We start from the raw sequence: 24939 nt of genomic DNA, 5'->3' as shown, positions 1-24939 counted from the left end.
TTGTGACTCAAATTATTTTTTCCAACGAATATTATTGAATACTTCATAAATGATAATGCTCTTTATCGTTAATTTTCATAAAAAAAGACTTCCCTAATCCAGAACATAATTGTTCGGAAAGGAAAGTCTTTGGGTTGTATCTAATTTAGACTAGCGGGTGAATCGCAAATTCGAACGCTATCGGTTGATCCGCAGGAATCTGATACTCATCTAATACAGGAGCACCCCAGCTATCATCCCCACCTACACCCATTTGCTTGCCAGCTACAGTAACTACCGTATAGTACACATTTGGCAATTCATATTGATGATAAGCACTTTCTAATTCAAAAGCAGTATACGGCGAAATATTACATTCTACCGGTGCTGTCGACGGTGCTGTAATCCGAATCCCTTGTTTACGTTGATCGGTAATATCCACACGACGTACACCTGTGCGGTTACCGGATTCTTGCGGTACAACATAACCGGATACATTATCAGATGCTTGATTCTGGAAATGTGTTAAACGAGCGCCAAATGCGCGGTCGCTATAGTTCTCATCAGGTCCCATCGCATACCAGTCCAATTGATCATAATCTGCCGGTACTTTGAACGATAAAGCGAAGATCGGTAGATTCGCAAGTCCTGTCGCACCGTTGTAAGTAGACTGTACTTTTACACTTCCGTCTCCATACACAGTATAGGTTGTTGTTACTTTCAGATCAGCATGAATACTGAATCCATAATGGAATGTAACCGTTACATGGTCTGCTTGCTCATTCACATCAATACCTATACATTGACGAGCAAGACTAGCTGCAAACCAGTTGCCTGCATGGAATCCTCTAGCTGTTCCTTTATCATTATCTGTTGTTGCACGCCAGAACAATGGTGCCGGTGGCGTAGAGATCATTTCACGTTGTCCATAACGTAGAGAAGTTAAGCTACCTGCTCCTTTAGAGAACATCACGCTAAATCCTGTACCATGTACACCGATATTCACATCACCATGTGCTACACGTAATGTACCTGTTGGAAGTGCAGACTCTTCTTTTTGTTCCACGTGGAAAATATGTTGTCCAAATGCGACTTCATAACCAGCTTCTGCCCATAGTTCTGCTTCTTTCAGTACAAGCGACGCATGAATTACATACTCACCTGCTTGAGTATGCATATCTGGCAATACCCATTCAATACGTGCTTGTGATTGTGCATTGACTTCAACAGGCATCGTATTCGTATATACTTCTACACCTTCATGGTGAAGGCTATAGACGAGATTGTACGCATCAGTGCCGACAAATACATTTTCATTTACAATCGTAATCGCACTTACATCAGGAAGAAGTTTGATATTTTGGTATAAGAATTTCACTTCTTGCATTTTAGGAGAAACTTTACGATCGGCATATACGATACCATCTGTACAGAAATTGTAATCGGTAGCACGATCATCATAATCGCCACCAAATGCTAAATATTCTTTACCATAGCGATCTTCTTTCATGACTGCTTGATCGATATAATCCCAGATGAATCCACCTTGATACATCTCATACTTCTGTTCCAAATCCGTATATTTAGACATACCTCCAACCGAGTTACCCATTGCATGCATATATTCACAACTGATATATGGTTTTTGCGGATTATTATTTAGATACTCTTCCACATCAGCTACTTTGGCATACATCCGGCTTTCCATATCACTTGTTGCATCATAATCACGATTGTGGAAGACACCTTCATAATGAACCAAGCGTGTAGGATCAGTCGTACGGAAGTAGTTGGATACATTCAGAATCACTTCACCTGCATATGCTTCATTACCACAAGACCAGATCAGAATCGATGGATGGTTTTTGTCACGTTCTACCATAGAGATCGCACGATCCATAACGATATCTTGCCATTCTGGCAAATTACCTGGAACGTTCCAAGATGGCTCAACAGCGCCCATCTTCTGCCATGAACCATGACTTTCTAAGTTCATCTCATCAATCACATACAGACCATACTCATCACATAGCTCATACCAGAGCGTCTGGTTCGGATAATGCGATGTCCGTACAGCATTCATATTGTTTTGCTTAATTGTGCGAACATCCCACAGCATATCTTCTGCTGTAATCGCGCGTCCTGTACGAGCATTAAACTCATGACGGTTGACACCTTTAAACACAATTCGTTTGCCATTTAAGCACATCACTTTGTTGATCATTTCAAAACGGCGGAATCCTGATTTCTGTGGAATCACTTCTACCAAACGACCTGCTTCGTCATAAATAGAAATCAACAACGTATACAGATACGGATGCTCTGCGCTCCATGTATGTACATGATCAATAGTGGTAGTAAGCTCTGCTTTTCCATCGACAAATGTAGCTTCAAGCGAACTTACATTAGCCCCTGTCGCATCTTGTACTTCGATCATTGCTTTTGCCGAGATCGCTTGCTCTAATGTTAATTGTACCGACAACTGACCTTGCGTATAAGCATCATCCAATCCAGCATTCACATGAAGATCGCGAACATGCACAGACGGTACAGTATACAAATACACATCACGGAAAATACCGGAGAAACGCCAGAAATCTTGATCTTCTAACCATGAACCTGTACTGCGTTGGTACACTTCAACTGCTAATTTATTTTCGCCTGCTTGAAGATAAGGTGTCAGATCAAAATCAGCCGGTGTGAAGCTATCTTCGCTATACCCTACAAATTGTCCATTAAGCCAAACGTAAAAAGCAGACTCTACCCCTTGAAACGAAATATAAATAGGCGATTGATCTCCAGATGGACGCTCTAGTAAATGCTGAGGCACTGTAAAGTACTTCACATAACTGCCTACCGGATTCGATTGAGTAGACAGACTGTTTTCTACTGTAGCTGTCTCTGATGTGAACAATGGACGCAAATCTTCATGTCCATCCCACGGATACATTGTATTTACGTATTGCATTTGTCCATAACCTTGTAATTGAATATGACCCGGAACGGTAATATCTCCCCAACCGTCACAAGCAAAGTCTGTTTCTTGAAATCCTTGTGGGCGAGTGCTTGGATTGGTAGCATAGTTGAACTTCCAATTACCATTAAGTGAAGAACGAAGCTTCATATCGCCACGTGTCTGTGCTTCTTCTAACGTTTCATAATATTTATGATCTGAGTACGCTTTCAAGCGATTCACAGCAAATACACTGACATCGGTTAACCAGTCCAAACTAGGCTTTTGTTGATTCATGTCCATACCCCCGACTTTTCTTTGTTTTAGAGTGACTAGCGCTCCGGGGAATCGTTATTCTTGCCGTCGCTGGTAAAACTCGGATATCTTGATTAGACCACTAAGTGGTCGATATCCGAATTTTAAAGGCTCCTTTCAGAATAACGATTCCCCTCCGCTAGATGTAACTGCTACTCCATTTGACTGCGTCTCCATAGTAGAACCAAAACCTCAACCTTAGATCCTCACTTTAGAGTAAATGACCACTTTGGAGTTTTTAGCTCATATGCGCTTTGGCTATATGGTTTTTTCATTGCATAAAATAATGATGTTAGTCTCGCTCTAGCATTGCTATTCGCTTTAGCATCGATATAATGATGGCTCTGATCTTAAACTAATTCATTTCACGTTACTCTCAAAATCAAATAAGCGTAAAGCATCAAACAAGTCAAAACCATAAAATCTTTTCAACCCTTACATCCTTAAATCTTTTACTATTTTATTCTTTTATTCTTTTAATCCTGAATACTAAATTCCAATTTAAAATTCCCAAATCCTTAACTCGCTAGATCCCTAACTCCCTAAATCTCCCCTGCTACCTACTCGAAGTAAAATGAAATCTCTTTCTTGTGGACGTGGCAAAGTGGCTGTGATGCGGCGGAGCGGAGTCTAAGGAAATTGTCCTGAACGTCGCCTTTAAAGATAAATGCGACTGCTTGGCAGTCATTCAAAGCATTTATCTTTACCAGCGGCGGCAAGGACAATTCCTTAGACGAAGCGGTCCCCATCAACAGCCACAGTCCATCTCCACAACTTTGAGATTTATTTTACCGATCCAACCATTCCTGCTACGAAGTGTTTTTGCATTACGAAGAAGACAATTGCAGTAGGTAATGTAGAGAATACGATAGCGATCATGATCACACCATAATCCGGTGCATAACTTGATCCCAAGTTAGAAATTAACAACGGAATCGTTTGATTTTCTGGCGATTGTAAAACAACCAAAGGCCATAGGTAGTTATTCCAGCTCGACATAAACGTAATAATCGCCGCAGCAGCATAACTCGTTTTCATCGTTGGCATGTACACACGGAAGAATAATCCCAACTCGGTAAGACCATCCATACGACCTGCTTCAAGCAAGTCTTTCGGGAACATTTTGGTACTTTGACGGAAAAAGAAGATCAAAAACGCTGTTGTTACGGTCGGAATAACTACTGATGCTAATGTGTCGATACCGATCGTTGGTACAACATTACTGATTTTACCGAACATCCGATATAACGGAACCATCATCGCTGCAAAAGGAATCATCATCGATAATAGTAAAATGTTAAATACGATATCTTTCGCTTTACTGCGGTATACTTCAAATCCATATCCTGCAAGAGAAGCGATTAACAATGCTAGAATCGTAGTACTGATCGAGATTTTAGCAGAGTTTCCGAGAGCACCCATAATATCTACAGAACTCGTTAATTTTTGGAAGTTTTCGATTAAATGTGAACCCGGTAACAATTTACCTTTGGTGACGTCTACCGAAAGGTTCGTTGAGCTGACGATCATCCAGAAAAATGGAAAAATAGAGATGAATGCGGCGATACTCAAGAAAATATAAGTGAAAAACGTTTTCGATTTATTCATTGCGATCACCTGCCACTCTGAATTGAATAAATGCTAAGATGATGATCATAATTACGATAGAATACGATACAGTTGCTGCATAACCAAAGTCTGCTGAATATTTGAACGACAGATTGTAGATATACTGCGAAATCGATGTGGTCGCATTACCTGGTCCACCTTTGGTAATATTGACGACTTCATCAAATAATTGCAGCGTACCAATTGTCGATGTGATCGATGTGAACAAAATAATAGGTTTTAGCATAGGAATCGTAATGCTGAAAAATTGACGAATTGCGGAAGCACCATCAATACGTGCTGCTTCATAAATAGAGTTGTCGATATTTTGTAATCCAGATAGATAGAAAATCATGTTATAACCTGTCCAGCGCCATGTGATCGCGATAATAATTGTTACTTTTGCCCAAAACGGATCAGCAATCCATTCAATCGGAGCACCAATCAAATGCAATTTCAGTAACAACGCATTGACCAAACCATCCGAAGAAAATAGATATTTAAATACAACGGAATAAGCAACAAGCGATGTAATACAAGGTAAGAAAATAGCTGTACGGAAAAATCCTTTAAATCTTAAACGAGGGTTGTTCAGTAATACAGAGATAAACAAAGCAAGCACAACCATTAAAGGCACTTGGAAAATCAAATAAATAAATGTATTTTTTACTGCAGTCAAGAACATATCATCTGTAAATAAACGAGCATAGTTATCAATACCGTTAAATTTCAGATTAGAGCCTGTTCCCGTTTGGAACGAAAGAATAAGTGCTTGAATCATTGGATAAAAGTAAAACGCACATATCATTAGAACCGCGATTGCAATAAATAACCATCCGGTTAAGCCAGCTTTGAAACGAGGGCCGAACTTGGATTGAGGTTGAGCTGCTTTCATTTCTTTCATCTCCTTTATATCGCTTGTGGGTTATTTTTTTTATTTATAGCTTAGATACAGCAATAAAACCTTGAACGGCGAAGCCCAAGGTTTCATTGCTGTGTCTATCGCCTTACGCCCAGCAAGCTTTCTCTATCCACTGCCTGAGCAGATCGGGTACAGTATGCTATTTTATTTCAATTGAGCTTCTGCTTGAGCTTGAACATCGTTCAATACGGAGTCGATGTCTTTACCAGCAAGGTAATTTTGTACTTCTACTGTCATGATATCTTCGATAGCATACGTGTGTAGACCGTAGTTTACGTTAGGAACTTCTGTTGTCCATTTTGCAAAGTCAGCATAGATTTTTTGTCCGCCAAAGAATTCGTCTGCTTTGTCATAAGCTGAACCTGAAGAAGCAGATTTCAACGTACCGATAATACCAATTTTGTTTAACATATCTTGATACAATTCTTTATCAGAACCGAATGTTTCTTTCATAAAGTCTGCTGCTGTATCTTGACCATCAACGTTCATCACATACCATGAGCTACCACCGATGTTAGATGCGTGAACAGAGTTTGGTGTATCTTTCAATTTAGGGAATGGAACAACAGCCCATTTACCAGATTGTGAAGCTTCTGCTTTGATAGAAGGTGTAATCCAGTTACCTGTAGGAACAGATGCTACAGCACCACTGTTGAATGCAGCCAAGAATTGACTCCAGTCAGAGTTTGTTTTTACGATATTTGCATCAAACATTGCTTTGTAGTTTTCCATCGCTTCTTTCAAAGCTGCGTTTCCTGCAATGTTAGGAGTTTTACCGTCTTCTTTCAGATACCAAGAACCAGCAGATTGGATCATTGCACGAATCAATCCCAAATCATTCGGATCTTGAGTTAACATATCTTTACCAGTTTTAGCTTTAACTGCTTTACCGATTTCGATAAATTTATCCCAATCGATATCTTGCATATCTTCAGGTGTGTAACCTGCTTCTTTAAGGTAATCTGTTCTTACGTACATACCTGTTACACCGGAATCAAATGGAACTCCATATTGTTTACCGTTGTAGCTTGTAGGGCCTGCTTTGTAGTCTGCGAAGTCTGCACCTTTGATGGAATCAGACATATCGCGGAAAGCATCTGGATACGCTTGCAAGAAGTTTTGTGAACGATAATCTTCGATCAATACAATGTTTGGAAGACCTTTTGTTGTACCGGAGTTCAAACCTGTGTTTAATTTTTGTACGATATCCGCTTGAGCGTTTTCAACAATGTTGATTTTTACGTCAGGGTGTTTTGCCATATATCTTTCTTTAGCTAAATTCAATGCTGCGATATTAAAGTTAGGGTCCCATGCCCATACTGTAATTTCTTTTTTAGCTGGATCAGAACTTGCACCGCTACCCGAATTACTGGAACATGCAGATAACATGAAAACGGTTGCTAGTAAAAGAAACATCATTTTTTTCATTTTGTGTTCAACCCCTGTTCTTTTTTTGAAAGCGTTTACCATTTGGTATATTTATCTTAACACCTCTTAATTTGAATACGGTATGACTATCTTTGTAAGGATTTGTGATTTTGTTATATTTCAAATTTTTGATAGCGTTATCATTAGTAATATATTTGGATAATGGTAGAAATTAAACATTGGATTTGTTGGGGTTAGAAGTGGAACTGGACATAGGTAGACCGCTTTGGGGATCTATTCTTTCTTGGCGTCGCTGGTAAGACCGGATATCTTGAATTGACCGCAGGCGGTTGATATCCGAGTCTTAAAGGCGACTTTCAGAAAGAATAGATTCCCCTTCGCTCTGTGCTGGGAGGATTTTGGGTGGGTACTTAACTATGGGAGTGCACAAATCTGGTGTTTGGGTGGGGTGGGCAGGAAAGATGGGAGTAGGAGTTAGGTGGGTACGTCATTATGTGTTGTACTATAAAGTTCAATTTGTTCGGGTTTGTTTAGATTTGAATGTGATGGATGAAATTGGGTGATTTGAATAGGAATATTTTTGGATAGAAAGATTATGGGGTGGTTTCAACCACAAAAAAAGATAGGCACTTGATTAGAAGTGTCTACCTTTTTCGTGTGGGATTATTTTGGGTTGGTATTTTCTATTGTTATTTAGTAAGGGATATGAATAAGAATAGACTAGCAAACAAAATGGTAAGAGATTGCCCATAGATCTTTAAGCAGATACGATGTTGTGAGTGTTTTCGGCTCTTTTACTTTTTACTGCTGTTCCAGAATTAAAGGCATGGTAATTTTCACTTTTGTACCTTCGCCTTTGGTACTGGAGATCGTGACTCCGTATTCTTCGCCATACAGTAGTGTGATGCGGTTGTGGACGTTTTGGATGCCGATGCCTGTAAATAGTTGGCGTTTGCTTTTCGGATTCGGGAGCGGATTGTGTTCGCTCTCTGCGGAAAGACCTTCCATACCGTCTCCATTGTCGACCACTTCGCAGGTAAGTACGCCATCTGATTGAGAGACCATAATATAGATAATTCCATTTTGTTTCTCATTAAACGCATGGAAAAACGCATTTTCGATAAACGGTTGAATAATCAATTTGGGCACATGGTATTCGAGACAATCGGGCGATACGAAATAGTTCACCTGTACACGTTGTCCATACCGCACATGGTTGATAAATACATAATTTTTCATATTGCCGAGTTCTTGTTCAATAGTAATCGTTTCACTCACATTACTGATCGTATTTTGCAATAACGAGATCAATGCATTAATCGTCTCAGCGGCTGTTTCTTTGTTGCCTTTTTGCACCAGAATTTTGATCGAAGCCAGCGTATTGTATAGAAAATGTGGATTGATCTGTCGCTGTAGTGCAGCCAATTCGGCATTCCGCTGATCTTTCTGTGTCTGAAGTAAACGTTCAATATAATCGTTCAGCTCATCGAGCATATAGTTATACGCACGACCCAGTTCCTGAACTTCATAGCTTCCACTCACTTGAATATAATTGTCAAAATTCTTTTCGGTAATCGTAGACATCTGCTTCACCAGACGGGTTAACGATTGCGTCAATCGGCGCGAGATTAAAAATACGATCAATAGTGCTCCGCTGACAATCGCAATACAGATCAGCGCCACAGAGCGCACATTAATGATCTGTCCAACTGCAAATTCACGATCAACCAGATTTACCAGATAAAAATCATATTCAGGTACATAATTCGATAAAATAATATGATCTTTGCCCATCACATCTGCATCCATATAATCCAGATGTTTTTTGTTAATTTGAGTCGCATAATTGAGCAATTCCGGGGCAAATGTACCGATCAAATCATCTCGATTACTTGATACGATCCGCCCGCTTGCATTAACGATAAGAACATCATTGCCTGTACTGGTAAAATTACTATAAAATCGCTTGAACTCTCGCTCTTGAATCGCTATATAAATCGTTCCGTACAAAAAATTACTGGTGCGCTCCATCAATGCTTTGGACGCAATAATATAATGTTCTGGGGGTTGATGGATATCTGTCGATTCTTCATCATATTGATACATCAATCGTTTGGGTTCAGCAATCGTATTTTGGGTAATCGGGCTTTTGGTTAATGCATTCATCGGAATCGGCCAATATCCATAATCAGAAGAATAGCCTCTTCCATTCACTCCGATAACGGTTACCCCTACTTCATATGCATCTACATTCGATTTTATCTGCTTCATCTGTTGACCCATACTGAAATACGAGCTGGCTGTGGCGACTGAATCCCCTTCCCCACTGGTGAGAAAGCTTTTGACTGTCGCTGTCTGAGACGCATGGCTGACTGCATTTACAATCGAATCGTTAAACGACTCAAAGCTTGTTTTGATCTGGTTCAATACTTTGGAGTTGGTAATACTGAATGTCTCGGCAAATAAACGCTCTGACATTCGAATCGTTACCAGTGAAGTCAACAAACAAACAGCAATAATACTCACGACCATCACGATAAATAATTTAAAAAACAGACCTTGCTGTTTGAAATTGTCGATACTTTTTTTCATACTCATTCCCTTTTCTGTAACCCATTCATACATATAAAATAGTAAGATATTTTGCTTCGCAAAAATCATTTTCTTATTGAACTTGGTCGCGCTTATCGTGCCAAGCGCTTAACGCAAGTGTTTACGACGGTATTGGCTTGGGGATAATCCGGTTAGTTTTTTGAATACTTTGGTAAAATAACTAGGATCGGAATAGCCTACTTTACTGCTGATATCGGCAATCGTGAACTCGTCTTCTTTTAACATCGCGGCTGCTTTTTCAACACGAATTTTGTTCAGATATTCGCTAAATCCTTCTTTATTATGGGTAGTGAAATAGCTAGACAGATACGACGGGTTAAAATGAAAATATTGCCCTAAGCCTGTCAGACTGAGCGACTCTGCAAAATGATCATCGATATACTCCAATAATTTTTTCATATTAGAGTTACTATTCGGCTGTGTACGTGCAGCAATCTGCTCATCCACCACCAGCAAAAAGCGATTTAGCAAATCAATTGCTTCATTAATGTGTACCGCTTCATTGATCTGTTTGAAATAATTATATTTCTCAGCATCCAGTTGTTCGATATCGTAATCCAGATTGCCGAGCAATGTAATAATATTGAATACGACATTACCTAGAAAAGACTTCAATTCAAATGGGGTCGAGACATAATTACCGGACATCGCTGTCACATACTGACGCAACTCTTGAAAAGCAAATTCAAAATGCTCTCGTTTCATTTCTTCGGCAAACTGCTTTAGATTAAATGCCCCTTGTACTGCAACCGGTGGTGGAAGTTCTGATTCTAACATCAGTCTGCGATCCGGGAAATAAAAGCGATAATCTAACAATTTCAAAATCTGTTGATGATACACTGGATCAATCTGTTCAAATACAGCAAACGGATCACTCATCACCCAGCCGATTTGCGGAGATTGGGTATAGATATCATCTGCTAACTTTTGAATAACAGCTACCAATCTAGCATATTGCGATGCTTCCAGGTTAACTAGAAACACAATTAGACCGGAATCACTAACCGGTGCAGGTCGAAATACAATCGATGTCCCTAACGATTCAAGCACTTCTGCCAGTCGCATCCCTAAAGTAGATAAGTGACTTTGTACCGCAGCAGACGTGTGATTGTTGGCGATATAACCGGAAGGCTGAACCCCGATCAGACAATAATGATCATACGGAAAAGCTTGCTTGATCAGTTCTTGTCCATAATTCACTTCATAGCCAGAGATCACTTTTTCAATAATATGGTCAATCGATAATAACTCTTGATCATTGTGTTCATTATATTGAAGAGATGGAATACGGCGTGCAGTCTTTTGTAGTACCTGCAACAATTCTTGCGTTTCCAACTTCGGTTTTAAAATATAATCAGCGACCCCACTTTGAAAAGTAGATCGTACATAGCTAAATTCTCCATAACTGCTCAGTACGATCACTTCAATATGAGGGTACCGTTGCTTCACAATTCGCGTAAATTCTTCCCCATCCATAATAGGCATCACAATATCTGTTATCACAATATGAGGTTGCAATTGATCCACCAATTCAAGCGCTTCTTTTCCATTAGAAGCTTCCCCTACGATCTGAAATCCATGTTGTTCCCAGACCATATAGTGTTTAATGCCTTGTCTTACCAGAATTTCATCATCTACGATCAAAATTCTACATAGTTCTTTCATTATGACACTCCCTATATAACTCTACTGAAGACTACAAGAATCTTACAGAATACCATTTATGGTAGCGTTTACAAACGTATAGTTTATTATTTATCTATTTAGTATTTTTATGCTAACACAGAATAGAGAATCGTGGGACAAAATATTTGAATATTCATAGATGCCGTAATGAAGAACTGTACTATAAATCAATAAAAAGTATTTCTATACTAAGATCACTTATATCATACACACAATATAAAAAATAGCATTAGACCGCTGATATTACTTGCGATCTAATGCCATTCTTGCTGCTAGAGCTGTGAGTACACTTGCCATTACCCAGCGCTGAACTCTTAGCCAGATTGGACGTTTGCCAAACCACGATACTACCTGACTTGCGACCAGTACAATCAATAGATTGATGATAAAGCTAATACTGATCTGAATCAGACCAAGAGTCGCACTTTGCATCAATACTGATCCACGCGCAGGATCGATAAATTGTGGTAATAAGGAGACGTATAATACGGCTGCTTTGGGATTAAGTAAATTGGTCATAAAACCCATCATAAATAGCTTTTTAGGAGACTCAATTGTTAACGCTTGAGGTTCTAATATATTGCGATCACTACCTGGACGAATCGCTTTCCATGCTAACCAGAGCAAATATACAGCCCCTGCCCATTTAATCATCGTATACAGCACGGGAACCGTTAGAAATAGCGCAGATAATCCCATCATAGTAGCTACAATGTAGACCACAAAAGCGAGCACTACACCGAATAACGAAATCACTCCTGCTACTCTTCCTTGTGTTACCGAACGTGAGATAAGATAGATCATATTAGGACCTGGTGCACAGACCATCCCCAAAGCTACCGCCGCAAAAGCAATCATCGTTCCAAAGCTTATCATATCCATTTCTCCTTTACCGTTTAATCAGTTGATCTCAAATAATGATAATAAACATAGAACGACTACTACTTATAAATACATATGTAAGATTGCTATAAAGTATACGCTTTTGCTACCCATCTGTTAACCTTTATGTTAGTTATTTGACAATAATTGATTATTCCTTCACAATAAATATAATGATCGTTCTATATAAGGAGGGGTATAAGTGAGCAAAAAAAAAGAAACATTATTAACGGTAGCGGAAAAGCTTTTTTATGAACATGGATTTCATGCGATTGGTCTGAAGCAGATTATTACAGAAGCAGATATTGCGATCATGACGTTATACAATCATTTCGCTTCCAAAGATGAATTGATTGTAGAAGTGTTAAAGCGACGTGAACAACAATATATGGAGTACCTGCACCGCTTTCTCACCGATGATCGTGAAGCGATTTTGCTGAATCTAGCTAAAGGACATGCGCAACGGTTGATGGATATTCAATCTCGTGGTTGTATGTTTTTAAGAGCTAAAGAAGAATTTGCAGGTGATCCGGCTCATCCGGTCGTGCAGACTGTTAACCGTCACAAAGAAAATGTGATGAACTTTATCAAACAACTGGATTCTTCTTTAACACATCAACAGATTCTGCAATTTTCCCTGTTATTAGAAGGCTCTACTGCACTTGCTGAAACGGAAGATACAGCAACTGTCTGTGCTCAATTCATTGATATGACTGAAAAGCTATTTGTACGTGTAGCTTAAATAGAACTTATACATGATGATCAACAGACACTACCTCATCTTATGCTGTCTATTTCACTACTTATTTGATCATAAACGCGAGTCATAAAAACCAGTGAGTATAAAGATACTCACTTTTTATTTCGCTATAAGTATAATGATCGTTCTATATATTTTATATACATAAAGGAGTGTTACGTGATGAATGCTAATAAGATCATTTTGCCGGGTATAGCGATGATTGCGGTTTGTTACACATTAGGTCGATATAGCTTTGGATTGTTTTTACCTGAAATTTCGCACTCCCTTTCTTTATCTGCAACTGATGCAGGCTCAATCAGTTCAGTGATGTATATTGCTTATTGTCTAGCGCTGTTGACTGCTCCGTGGTCGATTCAGCAATGGGGACATTATCAAATTATTCGCTTGAGTGGTCTAAGTGTAGCGGTCGGTATAGCTGGCGTAGCCTTAGCCCCCAATGTATGGATATTAACAATAAGTCTATTTCTTGCTGGATGGAGTACAGGCTGGATCTCTCCTGCTCTAGGTCATGCGGCTTCTACCGAATTACCGGTGGCAGATCGGGATCGTGGCAATGTATGGATCAATAGTGGAACAAGCTTTGGCATGGTGTTATCCGGTCCTATTGCTTTGTTATTTACCGAGTACTGGCGTTTGAGTTATGGATTATTTGCAGTTATTGCTATCTTGACTCTTTGGTGGAATAGTAAAAATATACCCAACTGCAGACAGACGGACTCTCTATCACCCTCTATGCAAAAAATACAAATATTTCAGCCGCATAGTGTAACGTTATTTGTAGGTTCTTTATTCATTGGAAGTAGTTCTGCTATGTATTGGACTTTTGCACGTAGCTTTTTGACTGTAGAGCAAGGAGTATCTTACACAACAGCGATCTGGTTTTGGATTGTAATGGGGGCATCCGGTATGATCGCCGGTGGTTCTGGATCATGGATTAATCGCTTGGGACTGGCAAAGTCTTATCGGTTAGGTATGCTCATGATGGCATTAGAAACCGCAGTGCTTATCGTACCCTCGATCGGATATAACTTTGCATCCGCTATTTTATTTGGTAGTTCATTTATCTTTTTGAGCTGTATCTGTATGGTATGGGCAACACGAATTTATCCTGAGCAACCTTCGATGGGCATCAGTCTTTCTTTTTTACTGCTTGGAGCCGGTCAATTTATAGGTTCTTTACTCGCTGGTAGCGTGATTGATCTATTTTCGTATCCGATCGGATTTGCTCTATTTGCAGGACTAGGACTGGTTGGACTGTTGATCAAAGTAGATACTATTAGTATATAACACTAAATTTTAAACACATTGGATACTTAATAAATAAGCTTTAAACAGCTATATTATTTAGTTATTAGTTTTCATTCTTTCATTGACTGTTAAATTTAACTATGATAAATTTGAATAATAATTAAATGTATCTAGGTCAGAATCTATTTATAATTTTTCTATAGAAAAGCTGATTAAGAAGGGTAGTGATTAAATGCACCCATTGTTAGAGAGAAAAAAAGGAACTAGTAGACAATTTGAAGAAGTTCCAATGGAAGTTAACATAAAAGGAAAATTTCTGATTATAAATGTTCCCCACGTCAAACACAATCTTTCATTGACAGGTTTCGATTATACAGTAAGAGCAAGTGTAGAAGCAAAATTAGCTGATATATATGAATATATGCAAAAAAATGACTTAAAAGAATTCGACTATAGACAATATAATCAAATTTAAAAGAAGCACTACTTTTTAGTAGAGCTTCTTTTTTTTGTTTTAAAACGAATAATATCTTTTACAGAGAAGCCATAATCTTTTTTCAATCCTCTTTCTGAAGAAATTACAGTTATAACTATAATCGCATCTGTAAAAGCCAATGCTATTTTAACGGATTTATTATCGTAAACAGATTGAAATGTATATGATAGATTAGGTCTTCCTTTCCATTCTGCTTTTAGAACTTTTGGCGCATCAATAATAGCTTGAGCTAATTTTATTAATATTTCTTTAGTTAGAGGTACATCTGGATCATGATTTTCAAGTCTGTAATTAATTCTCTTTTTAGCGTGTGGCTGTACATCTAAGTAATCATTCTCAGATAGTTCTTGGGCAGTCAATCCAGCTACAACTCGGTTTTTAAAATCTAAAATATTTTTTTTTTGATCTGGTGTTAATAATATATTTATTCCTTTTTCTTGTTTTCTCCATTCCTTTCCAGTTTTTTCAATCGAACTAACAACGATACTATTTAATTGTCCCCTTTCTAAGCTTATAACATCATTAAAAATAATATTTTCATTTTTAAGCGGGATAATTATTTGATTTTTCTGATCCATGAGAAACGCCCCTTTGATTATTTGATTTTTCTATTTTTTTTCTTACTCCAATCAGTCTTTCTTGAACACCCTGCTGTGTAATTTGAATGCCAAGTTTTTTAATTTCGTCTGCTATTTGTCTTTGCTTATACCCTCTAAGTTCTAAAGAATATACTTCCATTTGTTTATTCGTAAAGCTTGATGTAATCTCGAAAAGTTCATTATTCTCAACAAATTCCTTAGGATCTGTTAATGACCATTCAAATGTAATGAGATCGAAATTATCATCATATTTAATATCGCTCGTTTTTATTAATCCATGATTTTCTGAACTATCTTCTCTTTTATCTAATAATTCCTCATAGCTAACAAGTCGGTAATCATCGTTTAGTCGATCTGGATATTTTTTCTTACGTACTCTCTTACGACAGAGTTTTTTGTAATACCATTCGTAACTAAGCTCTATAAAATGTGTAAAATAAACTCCTCTATTCTCATCATATTTAATAATAATTTCCCAGAGAATTCCTATGATGGAAATTAGACTTTCGCTCAATATAGGATTATAATTCGCATCCCAGTGTATTTTAGATGATGCAGAATTTTTATCAATAAGAGGATCAAAACTATACATTTTAGAAGCCATTTTTTTTAAATAAGGAAGATATATTTGAACTAAATTTTTAAAAATATCATTTTTATCCTCATTCCAATTATTCTTATGAGCTATTTGTATTAAGCGTACAAGTATTTGTATCTGATTGTATTTATTTTGTTCATGTGTAGTGGCAGCTATCAACTTTTTATAGAAATCAGTACGACTATTAATATTCATCTTTTCCTCCTTAAAAGTAAAAAACGAATTGAAATATAAAAATAGAGTACCGATAGCATTGGTTAACACGCTATCCTGTACTCTATATATTTATAATAGTACCCATACTTTCTATTTCTAACAAGTATAAATAAATTTCATAGAAATATTATTCAAAATAAAATTTCTATGAAATTTTAACTATTAATAAGAACAGCTCAACCTCATTTTTAAAACTAATTTTATGAATAGTAATAGATTTCAAATATAATTCAATGTCTTTATTATTGAACAAGTGTTACTAACTACCGCTTAAAAATCTATGTATCATGGTACAATAAATAGATATGTACAAAGCTTATTTATAGTAGTAATTTCTTGCATTTTAAATCATTATAGTATGAGATTTTGCTTTACAAAATTCATTTTTATTTAACTCTAAAAATTTATTCTGATTTTGAAAAAGTGCTTAGGAGAATAAAGGATATGACGTTGATATTAAATATAAAAAAAGATATCGATGATGCAGTGCAACAGTGGCATCAACAGTTCGCTCAAGATATCGCACCACTCGGGCAAGGGATTCGTAATGTGCAGTATACAACAGAAGCGTTGACGCTTATTTTCCAAAAAGAATTACCCTCTGATCCTGTAGAACAAGCATTATTCAAGCTAAATGCTTATTTATATATCTTACAAATTGTCGTTCAGCCTGTGCAAAATCATCTAAGTCGCACTATGGCATCGCTCGGTTATCATACTCATTTGGCTGTAGCTGAATTACAGAAATCGCTACAACATCTTTTTGCAGAATCGCTACACCTGACCGATTCTCTAACCGTAGAACAAAGTAAACTTTTAAGTGGAACCTTGTCTTATAGTCGCTTAGAAATGCTGAGTGAATCACGAGATTCGTTTACTTTTTTAGATAGCTATATACGACTCTGGATGAACTGGATGATGGCTATATTGACTGACTCCACCTTGAAAGATAAGCAGCAACTACTACACGCTGAAGTCGAGCTGTTAGAACAACTAGAACCGCAATCCGGTCATTCCGCACTCAAGCAAGCATGGTGGTTAGCACAAAGTTATATTCATTTTGAACGTGGCGCCGAGCATGATGAAGTTGCACTTGCTCTAATCTATACCGCAGCTACCAAACAAGATTTTTATCCTGATCGGTTACCAGATTATCTGGAGCGCTTGAATCAGCAAGCACAGTGGCAACGGTTAGCCCACTGGCTGACTGAACTTGCCGATGTATTGCGCCAACAACAGTCCAATTTACAACATTATGCTTCTTACTGGGAGCAAGTGATTGCAGAACTTCCAGCAGAAGAACCCCAGATGTGGATTGCACTGGAAAAGTTATTGCCTGTCGGCGGACGCATTTACGAAGAAAAATTATTAGCTTATGGCAAATGGCAATTATGGATGGATTATCAGTTAGCGGCTGGCAATGATCCTGCCAATTACAAAGTGACCGAACTGCAACCCTTAGAAAATAATGCACCAGAGATGTTGTTGCCTTTTTACCATCAAGCGGTAGAGCGTCATATGGCACACAAAAATAGGCAAGGCTACAAAGCGGCAGTCAAATTACTCAAACGCCTAGCCAAATTGTATAAAAAAATAAAGCAAGAACCACGCTGGACTGATTTTATCGAGCAATTTGCTCAGCGTCATAGTCGCTTGCGTGCACTTCAAGAAGAATTGCGGAAAGGAAAGCTGATACCATGAGTCATTATATTCAACACATCACTGTCCAGATGGGACTCAGCGAGTATGGCGATGCTCTAATCTACGGTTCCAAAGAAGCTTATGGATTTGTACCTGCTACTTATCTCAAGCATCTGCTATTTGCATGGCATGAAGATTCTTTTTACGGTACAGAACTAGAAGTAGAAGAAACACCGGAAGTAGAACTGATTGTATTGCCTGCTGAACAGGTTATTCCTTATTTTGCATCTGCTCCTTTACTTCATCATGTGCAGTGGAATTGGGAAGGTGAAACTGCTCAGATTCGCAAGCTAGCTCCTTATCTGGAACGGTGTCTGGACGAACGTAAATATCTACCGAGTCTTGCCTCGTATCGCAAAGGCAAATTGCAGTGGAGCTGGGATCAAGATGTGCTGTTAGAATGGGCGCAGGAAGACGGAGTTGAACGTGAAATACGATCTTTGCTCAAAAATTCGTCTCAATTGCAATTCGTTCAAGGATTACAAGCGGCATTCTCCGCCACTGTATTCCGGCAATATTACAACAGTGAAGCAGAAGCCGCTGATCTACGACGGGAATATCCGCAGTTATTTGATCGTAACCAGAGTACAGCCGGACTAGACGAAGAAACATGGTTAGTCTCTATCGGTTGGAAAAGCGACACAGCTCCTTTTCGCCCGGCACTTCAATTGCTGGAACCGGAAGATGCCAACAGTGGCTGGCGATTACAGTTTGTACTGCAAGACAAAGCCGATGAAACGGTGCTTGTGCCTGTACAATTGGGAATTGACGGACATGTTAATGGAAAATGGCCTGAACAATGGAATATTCATGTGCAAGATCGGGCTTCTGGCTGGCTAGAACATCTACGAGCTACTTTACCAAGAGCACAATTCGCCGAAACGTCGGATATTTTACAGCGTCCGATGAACAATGAAACAGCATGGCGCTTTCTGACAACAGAAAGTAATCGATTGCTTCAAGCTGGTTGGTTAGTGCTACTGCCTGCATGGTGGGAAGCGGCACGACGTAAAAAGCCTAAATTGCGTGCTAAAGTCAGCGAAGAGAAAGAAAAACGAGATGGCAAATCATTTTTTGGCTTAGATGCACTGATCGACTTCGATTGGCGGGTCTCAATTGGAGATACCGATCTTTCAGAAGAAGAGTTCCTCGAACTTGCGGCTCGTAATGAACGATTGGTACTTTTCCGTGGACAATGGATTGCACTTGATCCTGAATTGTTAGAACAGATTCGGCGTGCAATGAACGGGATTGATAAGCGCCGCGGACTTTCTTTTCAAGATGTATTACAACTTCATCTGATGCGTCAACATCGAATAGCTCAAGCAGCGGAAGAAGAAGCTATTGAAGAAGAAAGTACGCGTGTAGAATTGGAAGTGGAACTTAATGAACATCTCACTTCGTTAATCGAAAAGATTAATCAGCAAGTAGATCTTCCACTCACTCCGATTCCAGCAGGATTACAGGCGCAATTGCGTCCTTATCAGCATGAAGGATATTCATGGTTATCTTTTCTAAGAAAATTCGGCTTAGGTGCTTGTCTGGCAGATGATATGGGACTTGGTAAAACGGTACAATTAATCACGTATTTACTGCATATTAAAGAACATGCTGAGATCGCTATTCATCAACTAGCCGAGCAATTTCACCAGACCGAAGAAATGCAAAATATGCATCAAGAGACGATTTTCAGCCCGACCTCTCTTGTCATCTGCCCTACTTCTGTACTTGGGAACTGGCAAAAAGAAATCAGTCGCTTTGCGCCTTCGCTTACTGTGGCGCTTCATTATGGAAGTAAACGTCGTTCGGGAGCGGAGTTTCAGGAGCTGATCGATCATGCCGATGTGATTCTGACTTCATACGCGACAGCTTCACTGGATCAAGAACTGCTCCAAAGTTATACATGGGCAACTATCTGTCTGGATGAAGCGCAAAATATTAAAAATGCACAGACCAGACAATCACAAACGGTTCGTAGTCTATCTGCTATGCACCGGGTAGCATTAACCGGTACACCGATTGAAAATAGATTGGCTGAATTATGGTCAATTTATGACTTTATTACGCCAGGGTATCTAGGAACAGCCAAAGGGTTTCAAGAACGATTTAGCAATGCAATCGAAAAAGATCATGATGAAGAACGAACATTACATTTGCAACGACTGGTCAAACCATTTATGTTACGCCGCACCAAAAAAGATCCTAATATTCAATTGAATTTGCCTGAAAAAAATGAAATGAAAACCTATATTCATCTGACTGCTGAACAAGGGGTATTGTATGATCAAGCGGTTAACAGCTTAATGCAACAGATGAACAATCTAGATGGTATCAAGCGCAAAGGCGCTATTCTGTCTGCGCTCACCCAGCTCAAGCAATTATGCGATCATCCGATCCTTGTGACCAAAGAAGCGCCTCCTGAACCGGAAAAAGGTAAACGATTTAATACCGAAGCCTGGATTAGTCGTTCTGCCAAATTGGAACGCTTGCTAGCAATGGTCAAAGAATTACGTGAAGAAGGCGAACAGTGTTTGATTTTCACCCAGTATATTGGGATGGGTCAGTTGATGCAGAAGATTTTGGAAGAAGAATTGCAAGAAAATGTATTGTATTTGAACGGAAGCACCTCCAAAACAGCACGCGATCGCATGATCGAGCAATTCCAAGCACCTGCCGTCGAAGGAGATTCTACCAAGCCATCTGTCTTTATTTTATCACTCAAAGCTGGTGGGGTCGGTCTGAACTTAACGGCTGCTAACCATGTATTCCACGTGGATCGCTGGTGGAATCCTGCGGTCGAAAATCAAGCCACTGACCGAGCCTATCGGATGGGTCAGACTCGTGATGTACAAGTACACAAATTCATCTCCCTCGGTACGCTAGAAGAACGAATTGATGAGATGTTGGAGAGCAAGCAACAGTTAAGTGATAATGTTATTTCTAATTCAGAAGGCTGGATCACTGAATTGTCTAATGATGCATTGAAAGACTTATTTGCGTTACGTCGTGAATGGGCGGAATAAATAAAGCAATAAAATAGATACAGCAAAAAGAGACCTGTTAGTTAAGGTCTCTTTTCTTAGTGTCTTAATGAACTATAATTTTTGAAATTTTCTATCGTGTTAATAGAATTACTCCAAGTCTAACTCTACAGCTACTCCCAAATGATCCGATACGATAGCTCCATTCACACCATTCAACGCCACAGCAGAAGAACGAACAGATAACGGACGATTGGTTAAAATATAATCGATGCGCAGACTTGTTGCATTGTTTTCCCAACCTGCGATAGCTTTGACGACGGTATGTCCATCGTCTTTTACTTTGGCTAGTGTATAAGTGTCGAACCAGCCTTTGCTCATCACATAGTCATAACCTTCTTCTCGAATCTCTGCCACATTGTTCAGATCGCCTAACATGAGGATCAATTGATCTTGGTATGGTGCTAATAACTGCTCTGTACGATCCCATTGTCCACGGAAATGTTCTTCGTCATGCCACCATCCATAATGTCCATCTGCTATCCATACAGGCTGTCCGCTGATCTCGGTCTGCACCATCAACAGACGACGTGTCCGATAATTGTTATAGTCTTGCAGTTGAGAAACAAAGTCGTAGCTTGCTTGAACGATCGGCGTACGAGTCAGTATCGCTAATCCTTCATCATAGGTCTGTCTGGTCTGGTGAGTCGGAACCCATGTCCAATAATAATCAGAAGATAATTGCTGTAACAAGACATAAGCAAAGTTATTTTGCCGAATATTCACATTTTGATCAGTAGCGTAATAACGTGATCCCTCTAATATCGATACCTCTACATGCGGCTCGCTCATCGATTGATTCACTTCTTGCAGAGCAATCACATCAAATTGTTGTTGATTGATAAAATGAGCCAATTGACTGATTTTTTCTAACTGGTTCGTTTCGTGCCATGAATGCGTATTTAAAGTTAAACATTTCAACAGTGGTCACCTGCTCCATCTATTTTCATTATTTTTGTCTGAGTGATACTTTATCTCACTATACCACAATCCAAAAATAGACATCTAAAGTAAGCAAGTGACACTATAGGTTAGCGAGAAAAAAAAGACAAACCTCCACTCATTGCAGACAGCAACGATTAGAGGTTTGGTGAACATATCTACATTTGAAAAGCATATTATCTGATCTCTGTTGTTATAACACTATATGCAAATCATCTATGCATGTACTGCCTATCATCAAGAGGCAGTAGGCTTCCACCAGTTACCGGAGATAAATAACATACTGAGTAGATTATAGGAGTCGCTAAAATAGCTTTCTTTGCTATTTTTCATCCAATCCCAACCTGTATTCACCCATGTCTGATGGGCATGATCTGTGACACCTGCGGCTACAAATGGAGCGACAAATACAGCAGTTGCATAGGTACCACGCGCCGTCCCGTTTAACTGATATCCATCTTTGATACTGGCAGGTTTACCACTGGTTTTGCCTTTGATCCAGACTGCTATTTTGTTGGCTATATTCTTGCCGCGAGTATCTCCATACATCGCATAATCCATTACGATTCGAAGCGGTACACGAGAAGCATTGTAATTATATTCATTTGTCTCTTTAAATTCATCCAAAAACCACTCTGGTGCAGGCTTCGCCGGATTCCCCACTACAAAGTCTGAAATTAAGCCCGTATTAGGTGAATAGCTACTACTGAATTGCGCATATTTGCTATACAGATTGTTGATCACATTCAGCCATGTCTGATCTCCAGTCACATCGTAAAAAGCATGAAAATGACTGAGCATCCAATCCGATGGACGGGTATCATAGCTGTTTTTGGCATCCCAATCTCCCAGATTAATACCATTATTAGACGTTACATAGCTAGATTTGATAGCGCTGATCATTTTTTTAGCTTCTGACAAATAATTTACCGTTCCACCAGAACCCCACTGCGTATGTGCCAAAAGTAAAGAGTAGGCAATATCCAGATCACCATCGGTTGCTGAGCCAAAATGACCTTGTGCAGCAGTATCATCAGCGACGACCCAGCCCATTAGAGCAGGATTGCCTGAACTTTTGTACGCTCTGGCTGTTTTGAACAATCCATTATAGATCGTCTGCGCTTGCGTATCTTGCCCTGCCATCAGAGCGGTAATCACCATGCCATACCCCTGACCTTCAGATGTACCCAGCGGGTCAAATCCTTCTGCATCACCGGTAATATCACCGCGTACATAATAACCACCTGACAAAGAAGACAAGTCATTTTTGAGATAGGTTGACTTCCAGTAACTATAATAAGAAGCTACGGTTTGATTCATCGCCGCCTGAGTCACATGATTAGGCTTGATGATCCCTGCATAATTCACCTGTTGTGGAAAAGGTTTCTTTTCATTAGCCGCATAGACAGACGTCGATAATCCTAACATTCCTGATAACGAAATACTAAATAGTACGATTACAAGAGAGAAGCTAAGCCAACGTGCCTGTGTCGATGAAGTACGCATACTGGTTATTCCTCCTTAGCCTAATGTAATAGGTTATATTTTGAATCTAGTAGGATCGAATCATCTTTTTCTGCTTCAGATATTTTATCTACTTTCGGCTACTGCTAGATGTTCTTTTGGGAAAAATAAAGGCAAATAATCACGATTCGCTTCTAACATTTCGTCTAGCATGTCTTTAGCAATCGCTATCGAAGGCACTAATGGATGATGAACCATCGCTTGCAAAGCCAGTTGACGATCTCCGGTTATTGCCGCCTGAATCGTTAGTTGTTCATAGGTTTTTACCGCATGCATAAGCCCTTTAATATGATCCGGTACAGTAGATAATTGAATCGGTAATGGGCCTTGTTGAGTCACTACGCAATTGACTTCAATACAAGCATCGTCAGGCAGGAAATCAATAATGCCACGATTTGGAACATTAAGTGTCTGTATATCTCCTGTGCCGTTATGAAGTGAACGCATCAAATTCACTGCGGCTTCCGAGTAATACGCACCCCCGCGTTGTTCCAGTTGCTTGGGCTTTTCTTGTAGCTCAGGATCACGATATAACTCAAACAGTTCTTGTTCTACTCGCTGTACCACCTGAGCACGCGTTCCTTCATTTTCAAAAGCTAACAATTGATCTTGGAGCATCTGAGGAGTCATATAAAAATACTTGAGGTAATAGGAAGGTAATGCTTGTAGCGATAGTAGAAATTCGGCATCCCAACCCTGCTGAGGAACATTAGCGGCTGAATACTCTTCACGCTGTGCTAGCAGTTCTGTTAATTTGGATTGTCCCTCAATATCGATTCGAGTAACCCAGTGTAGATGATTAAGCCCTACAAATTCAGCATAGACTTGATGAGGTTCTACTTGATAATGAGCAGTTAACCATTTGATCAGACCAATAGGAGCATTGCATAAGCCGATACTGCGTACTTTACTATGCTTATGAATCGCTTCTGTAACCATACCTGCCGGATTCGTAAAATTCAGCAACCATGCATTTGGCGCTAACTCTTCGATATCCCGGCAAATATCTAATAATACAGGAATAGTACGTAGTGCTTTCATCATTCCACCGGGGCCGGTCGTCTCCTGTCCGATCACTCCATACTGCAAAGGAATGCGTTCATCCACACTTCTTGCTTCTAACATACCTACTCGCATTTGCGTGCTCACATAATCAGCATCTTTGATTGCTTCTCTTCTATTCGTTGTTAAATGTATCTTGATCAGCAACCCTGAAGCAGCGACCATACGCTTGGCCAATTCACCTACAATAGTAAGCTTGTGTAATCCTTGCTCAATATCGACCAGCCACAATTCACGAATCGGCAGATCCTGATAATAGCGGATAAATCCTTCTACTAACTCCGGTGTATACGAAGAACCTCCACCGATCACAGCTACCTTTAACCCTTGAGTCCTATTCATATATGATCACATCCTGTATTTATAAAATAATAGACGTATACTGTACATTTGATCTGCGTA

Annotated in this window: 17 protein-coding genes; 5 read left to right on the top strand and 12 right to left on the bottom strand. The window is 39.2% G+C overall.

Going from position 1 to position 24939, the window contains the following annotated elements; translation table 11 throughout:
• Positions 1 to 145: 145 nt before the first annotated feature.
• The 7 genes from lacZ to QE450_RS21425 form a co-directional block, all read right to left on the bottom strand.
• Positions 146 to 3229 carry a beta-galactosidase, LacZ type gene (gene lacZ / locus QE450_RS21455; protein ID WP_307301974.1) on the bottom strand — a complete coding sequence of 1028 codons (3084 nt, stop codon included), beginning with the start codon at positions 3227 to 3229 and terminating at the stop codon, positions 146 to 148.
• An 801-nt stretch (positions 3230 to 4030) separates the two neighbouring features.
• Positions 4031 to 4855, bottom strand: a complete 825-nt coding sequence (locus QE450_RS21450; protein WP_273614447.1) for a carbohydrate ABC transporter permease — start codon at positions 4853 to 4855, stop codon at positions 4031 to 4033.
• Positions 4848 to 5750 carry a carbohydrate ABC transporter permease gene (locus QE450_RS21445; RefSeq protein WP_273614446.1) on the bottom strand — a complete coding sequence of 301 codons (903 nt, stop codon included), beginning with the start codon at positions 5748 to 5750 and terminating at the stop codon, positions 4848 to 4850. Before QE450_RS21445 ends, QE450_RS21450 begins: the two co-directional genes overlap by 8 nt.
• A gap of 171 nt (positions 5751 to 5921) precedes the next feature.
• Complete coding sequence (locus QE450_RS21440; protein WP_307301972.1) at positions 5922 to 7205, bottom strand: ABC transporter substrate-binding protein; 1284 nt, start codon at positions 7203 to 7205, stop codon at positions 5922 to 5924.
• A gap of 762 nt (positions 7206 to 7967) precedes the next feature.
• Positions 7968 to 9758: a cache domain-containing sensor histidine kinase gene (locus QE450_RS21435; RefSeq protein ID WP_307301970.1), complete on the bottom strand. Its 1791-nt coding sequence runs from the start codon at positions 9756 to 9758 to the stop codon at positions 7968 to 7970.
• Positions 9759 to 9866: 108 nt separating this feature from the next.
• Complete coding sequence (locus QE450_RS21430) at positions 9867 to 11444, bottom strand: response regulator transcription factor (RefSeq protein ID WP_301262925.1); 1578 nt, start codon at positions 11442 to 11444, stop codon at positions 9867 to 9869.
• A gap of 264 nt (positions 11445 to 11708) precedes the next feature.
• On the bottom strand, positions 11709 to 12341 hold the full coding sequence (locus QE450_RS21425) for a LysE family translocator (protein ID WP_307301967.1): 633 nt from the start codon (positions 12339 to 12341) through the stop codon (positions 11709 to 11711).
• 208 nt (positions 12342 to 12549) lie between these two features.
• Between QE450_RS21425 and QE450_RS21420 the strand changes: the two genes are divergently transcribed.
• From QE450_RS21420 to QE450_RS21410, 3 genes are all read left to right on the top strand, one after another.
• On the top strand, positions 12550 to 13089 hold the full coding sequence (locus QE450_RS21420; protein ID WP_274171251.1) for a TetR/AcrR family transcriptional regulator: 540 nt from the start codon (positions 12550 to 12552) through the stop codon (positions 13087 to 13089).
• Between the two features lie 180 nt (positions 13090 to 13269).
• Positions 13270 to 14397 (top strand): MFS transporter, encoded by a 1128-nt coding sequence (locus tag QE450_RS21415; protein WP_307301964.1) that lies wholly within the window; start codon positions 13270 to 13272, stop codon positions 14395 to 14397.
• Positions 14398 to 14590: 193 nt separating this feature from the next.
• On the top strand, positions 14591 to 14833 hold the full coding sequence (locus QE450_RS21410; protein ID WP_307301962.1) for a hypothetical protein: 243 nt from the start codon (positions 14591 to 14593) through the stop codon (positions 14831 to 14833).
• Between the two features lie 8 nt (positions 14834 to 14841).
• On the opposite strand, the gene QE450_RS21405 is transcribed toward QE450_RS21410, so the two are convergent.
• Positions 14842 to 15432: a hypothetical protein gene (locus tag QE450_RS21405; protein ID WP_307301960.1), complete on the bottom strand. Its 591-nt coding sequence runs from the start codon at positions 15430 to 15432 to the stop codon at positions 14842 to 14844.
• Entirely contained in the window at positions 15398 to 16246 is an 849-nt protein-coding gene (locus QE450_RS21400) for a hypothetical protein (RefSeq protein ID WP_307301958.1), read from the bottom strand. Before QE450_RS21400 ends, QE450_RS21405 begins: the two co-directional genes overlap by 35 nt.
• A 465-nt stretch (positions 16247 to 16711) precedes the next feature.
• On the opposite strand from QE450_RS21400, the gene QE450_RS21395 reads away from it, so the two are divergent.
• Both QE450_RS21395 and QE450_RS21390 read left to right on the top strand, forming a co-directional pair.
• Entirely contained in the window at positions 16712 to 17968 is a 1257-nt protein-coding gene (locus QE450_RS21395) for a hypothetical protein (protein ID WP_307301956.1), read from the top strand.
• Positions 17965 to 20991 carry a DEAD/DEAH box helicase gene (locus tag QE450_RS21390; protein WP_307301954.1) on the top strand — a complete coding sequence of 1009 codons (3027 nt, stop codon included), beginning with the start codon at positions 17965 to 17967 and terminating at the stop codon, positions 20989 to 20991. The genes QE450_RS21395 and QE450_RS21390 overlap by 4 nt, the downstream gene beginning before the upstream one ends.
• Before the next feature lie 108 nt (positions 20992 to 21099).
• Here the strand turns inward: QE450_RS21390 and QE450_RS21385 are convergent, their stop codons facing one another.
• The 3 genes from QE450_RS21385 to QE450_RS21375 form a co-directional block, all read right to left on the bottom strand.
• Positions 21100 to 21930 carry an endonuclease/exonuclease/phosphatase family protein gene (locus QE450_RS21385; RefSeq protein ID WP_274171255.1) on the bottom strand — a complete coding sequence of 277 codons (831 nt, stop codon included), beginning with the start codon at positions 21928 to 21930 and terminating at the stop codon, positions 21100 to 21102.
• 258 nt (positions 21931 to 22188) lie between these two features.
• Positions 22189 to 23457, bottom strand: coding sequence for a family 8 glycosyl hydrolase (locus QE450_RS21380; protein WP_307301951.1), 1269 nt, complete (start codon positions 23455 to 23457; stop codon positions 22189 to 22191).
• A gap of 84 nt (positions 23458 to 23541) precedes the next feature.
• Positions 23542 to 24879, bottom strand: a complete 1338-nt coding sequence (locus QE450_RS21375; protein WP_307301949.1) for a 6-phospho-beta-glucosidase — start codon at positions 24877 to 24879, stop codon at positions 23542 to 23544.
• Positions 24880 to 24939: the final 60 nt, after the last annotated feature.

It is taken from the genome of Paenibacillus sp. SORGH_AS_0306 (genome assembly GCF_030819345.1).
GTDB classification, from domain to species: Bacteria; Bacillota; Bacilli; order Paenibacillales; family Paenibacillaceae; genus Saccharibacillus; species Saccharibacillus kyungheensis.
This window is presented reverse-complemented; position numbering and strand designations above follow the sequence as displayed.